The organism is Bradyrhizobium sp. 23, assembly GCF_023073295.1.
In the GTDB taxonomy this organism is placed as follows: Bacteria; Pseudomonadota; Alphaproteobacteria; order Rhizobiales; family Xanthobacteraceae; genus Bradyrhizobium; species Bradyrhizobium canariense_D.
In genome coordinates this window covers 613,911-619,633 of sequence record NZ_JADPJF010000148.1, presented here as the reverse complement: position 1 = coordinate 619,633, position 5,723 = coordinate 613,911, and the positions used below count along the sequence as shown (strand labels likewise).

The window sequence follows — 5,723 nt, the reverse complement described above, 5'->3', positions numbered from 1 at the left end:
CCCGCCCCGATCGAGTGCACCGCGAGCATCGGCTGGCGCAGCGGCTTGTCGCCGAGCATGCGGCCGTCGGTCATCTCGGCCTGACCGTCGACGATCAGGCACACGTCGGTCGTGGTGCCGCCCATATCGAACGTCAGCATCCGGGACGTGCCGAGCTGGCGCGCGATGCTGACCGATGCGGAGACGCCGGCCGCGGGGCCCGACATCGCCATCACCAGCGGCCGCCGCTTCACGGCCGAGATCGGCACCATGGCGCCGGCCGAATGAAACACCTGCAGGCCGGGACCGATCGGCAGCCGCAGCTCCAGTTCGCTGAGATATTCCACCGCAATCGGCATCGCCGCGGCGTTGAACACGGTCGCCGAAGTCCGCTCGTATTCGCGCGCCTCGGGATTGACCTCGTGCGACAGCGAGACGTGGGCAACGACGCCCTTGAGCCGCTCGCCGAGCATCTTCTCGTGCACCGGATTGGCATAGGCATGCAGCAGCGCGACCGCGACACTCTGCACGCCGGTCCCCTTCAGCCAGGCCACCAGACGCTCGATCTCCGCGTCATCCAGCGCCTTCAGCACCCGGCCCTCGTGATCGAGGCGCTCAGCAAGCCCGAAGCATCGTTCCGGCGGCACCAGCGGCAGCGATTTTGGCGGGACGTCGAGACGATAGAGATCGCGGCGGCGATAGCGCGCGATCTCCAGCACGTCGGCAAAGCCTTCGGTCGCCACCAGTGCCACTTTCGGCAGCCGTCCTTCGACGATGGCGTTGGTCACGCGCGTGGTGCCGTGGACGAAGCGCTTGACCTCGCTCTTGCGCAGGCCGACCGCCTCGATCGCCTCCAGCATCGCCTGAACCGGAGCTTGAGGTCGCGACGGCACCTTCGCGATCCGTGCCTCCGCGGGGGAGTGTCGGATCGCGATGATGTCGGTGAAGGTGCCGCCGATATCGGTGCCAACTTCCCAGTGATTTTCGTCAGTGCTCATGTGTGGGTCAGCTGCGGACGACATTCGAACCGGACGCCGGGTGGTTCCCGTCCTTCGCGAGGTTCAATCGCAAACCGAGAGCGCTCATCATCATCCCCTGTCATGCCACCGCTTGCGAGCGTGGGACAGAGCGATGGCCTCGGGATAGGGCCAGAGTTGTCGCAATGCACTGGACCAGCCCGCGACCGGCGCGGCGCGGCGAGGCACATTTTAGTGCAGCCCTGCCCGCATGGAGAGCACGTCGGTGTGGATCGTTCGACGCGACATAAGTGCGGCGCACCACGAATTTTCCCGGACGAAACACCACATCCGCTGCAGCGCAATCCACGCGCCCCGCACGCACTGTCTAATTTGCAGGCGATCGACCGGCCCTACGGACCATGCGATTGCTTATGAGCTATGCATGGCAGTCGGCTCAGCCTCTCTTTATTGTACGATCAGTAAGCGGTGGTTTTGCCCGCTCCGGCTCTCAGGCCGCGAAGGACGGACGCAGGCGGCGCCAGCCGATGATGATGCCCGTGATGGAGAACAGAAAGCCAAGGGAGCAGAGCCCGACGACCAAGCCGTCGCGCAGCAACGGATGCGCGACGAGAACCGGAAAATCCAACGTATGCAGCGCGCCGTAGAACCAGCGATAAGCTCGCCGCGATGAATCCAGCCTTTGCAGCAAATTGCCGTCGGCGCCGTCGATGTCGAACCAGAGGTCACCGCAATACGAGCGGTAGACCGGGGCGCCCGGGACAGTGGACCGCGCGGGATAGTTGTCGTCCTCGGCAAGTACAGACGGACCGCCGCAGCCGGCCGCGAGGCGCGCGGTCAGCCCCTGGACCTCGTGCACATCCAGAGATCTCGTTGGTCCATCGCGGGGCGCATCCCCTGCCTCGATCAAGGTCTGACCGGCAAGGGCGATCCGATCCCGCCGATAGAGATTGCCGTTGAAGGCAAACCATTCGATCTCACGGGCCGACGGCGATACAGGCTGCCGATCGAACGATGGAGCCGTCGTCCAGTTCGGTGAGGCGTTCATCACGCGTGATTCAGCGGAGATCAATTGCCCACGCGAGAACAGCCGCCCGTGATCCATGGAGAGCCAGCCGCTGAAAATCCAGGTCAGCACGAACACCATCGCCGCGAGGCCGATGAGATGATGCAGCGCATGCCAGCCGCGACAGGGCGAGCCGATCAGACCGCTTCGAGGTTTGATCCGCGCAAGGCCGAGCACAGCGCCCAGCAAGGCCGCGATCAGGGCCAGCAGCGACAAGGTCCAGACCACGCGATCCCACAGCGACCAATTGCTTCGCAGGATCGTTGGATAGATCCAGTGCAGCACGCTGCCGACGAGATTCCAGGTCCGCTCGCTGCGCGTCGTATCCAGGACGATCTCGCCGGTGAGCGAGGAGACATAGACCTCCGTTCCAGCGGCGTCGCCCAGGGCAACCCGAAACAAGGGCCGGTGGCGGTCAAAGCCGTTCGGCACGCTCCATTGGTCATAGTCCGCGCGCGCAAGGATTGCGGCCCGCGCGGCATCCAGCCCGCGGCTGCGCGCGTGGTCTCGCGCGATGGCCAGCGCGACGTCGGAAGATGCGACCGAGGCGCCGGCTCCGTCGGAGGCACGCACTGCGCCCGCGCGCGACGGCCCCGAGACGACATAGACCGGTCCGTCACTGCGCTGGATCAGGCGAACGCGAGTCGCATCAGCAATGCCGCTCGCGGCCACGGCATCGGCGACCGCAAGCTGCCTCGTCTCGGCGCCATCCAGCGGCCCAAGCCCGGCGAAGCGTTCCGCTTCCGTCAGAGACGGAAACGGAACGAAGTGCATCACGATTCCCGTCGCGAACCACATCGCGAACAGCAGGCAGAACGCGATCCCGAGCCATCGATGCAGCAGGACGATCGCGCGCATCATCGATCAGCATCCTACCATTTGAATGCGGCCGAGAGTTCATAGGTGCGCGGTGCACCCAAGAGGATCTGGTCGGGATAGAACGGATCGCCCCAGATCGCATAGCGCTTGTCGGCGATGTTGCGCACCCGGAAAGTCAGGCGAGCCTGGTCGACCGCGTTGAACACCGTCTTCGGGATGTCGACGAAGGCATAGACGTCCGCGACAGTGTAGGCCTTCATCGTCACGACATTCGCATCGGTGTTGTAGCGGTCGCCGACGTGACGGCCGGTGACGCCGACTTCCACGGGCCACGGCGTGAAGAACCGATACGACGCTCCGGCATTCGCCACGACGCGCGGCACGTTCGGCGGCGTGTTGCCGGAGAACGAGCCGCCGACAAAATTAAAGTCGGCGTAGCGCGCATCGACATAGGCGATGTTGCCCCAGAGACGCAGGGGACCGATCGGACGCACGGACGCGGCAAGCTCGACGCCCTTCGATTCCTGCCGTCCGGCAAGGTTGAGCTGCATGCCGCCGGCCGCGGCATAGACGTTCTTGCGCAGGATGTCGTAGGCCGAGAACGACCACTCCGCCCGGTTGTCCCAGAACAGGTGCTTGACGCCGGTCTCGTAGGTGCGCGCGGTGGTCAGGTTCAGCGGATCGGTCGGATTGAGCAGGAAGATGTTGTTGGCCGAGATGTCTGCGCCGGTGGCGTATTGGCTGAAAAAGGTCAGGCCCGGTACGGCTTCCCAGGTGTAGCCGATACGGCCCGTGGTCGGGACCCAGGATTGCGAGAACGGGAAGTTCGCCTTCTCCAGACCGAACTTGTCGGTCGAATTGCGGTCGAGCCCGATATGCTCGACGCGCAGGCCGCCGACCAGCGCAAAGGTCCGTGTCAACTTCAACCGGTCCTCGAACGACAGCGCCTCATTGTCGATGCGCGCGGTCTGCTGCTGAATGGTGAGCAGGCCGTAATAGCCGCGAGGCGGATCGACCAGCGGAACGGAATCGCCGGGGAAATTTGCGGCGCCCGGCCTCACGAAATCAAGGTAGCTTGAGGAAAGCGTCGTGACCAAACGGTTGTCAAAGCCGGCGATATTCGCATCCCAGATCAAATCGGTGACGTTGCCGACCAAGCGTTGGCTGTGCGCGACATAGAAGCGCTCACGATCGACCATGTTGGTCCCGGAATTGAACGCCTCGATCTCATTGTTGAACCATGTGCGCTCAGCTCCGTAAGCATAGGCTTGACTTTTCAGCGTCAGGTCGGGCGCCAGATTCAGCTCGAAACCGCCGCGCAGCCACACCTCCTTCGCTACGTTCCTGTTGTCGAGGACGTTGTAGTTAGTATTGAAGGTGCGGTCGTCGATCGTGACGGCACCGAGATCGGTTTTGTTGTAGTTCGAGACGTAATTGCCGGAAACGATCCCCGTCGTCGCATGCGAGCCGCTGAAGGCAATCGGCACCAGCGGCGCACCCCAATAGGCTTTCGAGCGATCTTCCCGATACTCGATCGCGCCCCAGACCTTGAGGCTGTCGGAGATGCGGTAGTTGAGCTGGCCGGAGACATTGAGCGTCTTGGTGTTGGTGTCGTCGGCAAAGCCGTTGAGCGAGGAACGGCTGACGTCGAAGCGGTAGTCCAGCCCCTGCACATTGGTGCTGCCGCCCGAGCCGTAATGCGCCCGGAACGAGTTCAGCGAGTCCCAGGAGAAATCCGCCTCGTTCCGGATCGGACCGGTGTGCGGCTGCTTGGTGACGAAGTTGATCGCGCCGCCGGCGGCGCCCTCGCCTGACATCAGTGATGCCGGACCCTTCAGGAATTCGACAGCCTCCAGATTGGCCGTGTCCATGATCCGCGAGGTCATGTTCTGCGGACCGATCTTGATGCCGTTGTAGAGCGTGTTGATCTGGCTGTTGGTGAAGCCGCGCATGGAGAAAGCCGAAGGCTCGGCCGGATTGTCGCCGGCTGTGACGCCCACCGCTCCGTGCGCGACGTCGGAGACTGTGCGGTAGCCCTGCTCGCGCATGGTTGCGGCCGAGATCACCTCCACGGTCGCGGGTGTTTCTCGCACGGTCAGGCCGAGGCGCGAAGCGCTTTCGGCGACGGCATTGGTGTTGAGCGGCGTCTGTGCCGCCGTGGTCGGCACGACGGGCTTGGGCACTGCGGATGCAGTCCCCGGCCGGCGCGCTGCTGCGCGGCGTGAGCTCTGCGCGTCCCGTCCGGCCGGGCTGGACTGCCTGCGGGATTGTGGCGCCGACACCTCGACGGGCGGCAGTGGCTCGCGGGCCTGCTGCGCCAAGGCCGCTGGCATGTCGATGGCGACGAAAGATGTGAGAGCGGCGGATGCCAGTAGGAAACGGCGTGGTCGTACGATACGAAGGGAATACACGGTCTTGGACCTCGGAGTGACGTCAGTGGCACGTCACCGCGAACCAGGGTCCCATCGTCCGGCTTGCAGCCTTCCGATGAAGCCGAATGTCTGTACTCCCCGACCGACATCTTCGCGTGTGACCACGGCTGACGGCAGGTCTCCTGGCTCGCGGGTCAGTACCTTGCATCGCCTTCCCGGGACCGAGATACCCAGTGGCTCGTGACGCAAGATTCGCCGCTTACAGTTGCGGGGGCAGCCACGGCATTGGGGACAAACTCCCCGCACCGCATTCCCTTTTCATCCCCTCTCGGGGAAACCGTCGCGAGCATCTAGGATTACGATCCAGACAGAGTCAATGTGCCAGTTGCGGCGTTATTGCCACAACGACCAGTTTCCTTGGAGATAAGCATGGGAGGCGAGACCTTCCTCTGGCTGATACGGCACGCGCCCGTCGATGGCGTCGCGGGGACGATCCATGCGGCCGACGCA

The 5,723-nt window shown here is 64.1% G+C and carries 3 protein-coding genes, 1 pseudogene and 1 riboswitch; of the genes and pseudogenes, 1 reads left to right on the top strand and 3 read right to left on the bottom strand.

The genetic code is table 11. The features are described 5' to 3' along the window. From IVB32_RS36310 to IVB32_RS36300, 3 genes are all read right to left on the bottom strand, one after another. A partial coding sequence (locus tag IVB32_RS36310; protein WP_247412945.1) for a hydantoinase/oxoprolinase family protein occupies positions 1-977 on the bottom strand: 977 nt, incomplete at its 3' end. A gap of 469 nt (positions 978-1,446) precedes the next feature. After that, on the bottom strand, positions 1,447-2,883 hold the full coding sequence (locus tag IVB32_RS36305; protein WP_018458676.1) for a PepSY domain-containing protein: 1,437 nt from the start codon (positions 2,881-2,883) through the stop codon (positions 1,447-1,449). An 11-nt stretch (positions 2,884-2,894) separates the two neighbouring features. Continuing rightward, positions 2,895-5,252 carry a TonB-dependent receptor gene (locus tag IVB32_RS36300; RefSeq protein WP_026233635.1) on the bottom strand — a complete coding sequence of 786 codons (2,358 nt, stop codon included), beginning with the start codon at positions 5,250-5,252 and terminating at the stop codon, positions 2,895-2,897. Positions 5,253-5,367: 115 nt separating this feature from the next. Beyond that, positions 5,368-5,570, bottom strand: a riboswitch (cobalamin riboswitch). A gap of 21 nt (positions 5,571-5,591) precedes the next feature. Between IVB32_RS36300 and IVB32_RS36295 the strand changes: the two are divergent. Next, a pseudogene (locus IVB32_RS36295) lies at positions 5,592-5,723 on the top strand (histidine phosphatase family protein); the annotation flags it as partial.

What these genes read in the sequence shown, in the direction of transcription:
- IVB32_RS36305 (WP_018458676.1), bottom strand. Translation starts at nt 2,883, where the DNA reads ATGATGCGCGCGATCGTCCTGCTGCATCGATGGCTCGGGATCGCGTTC.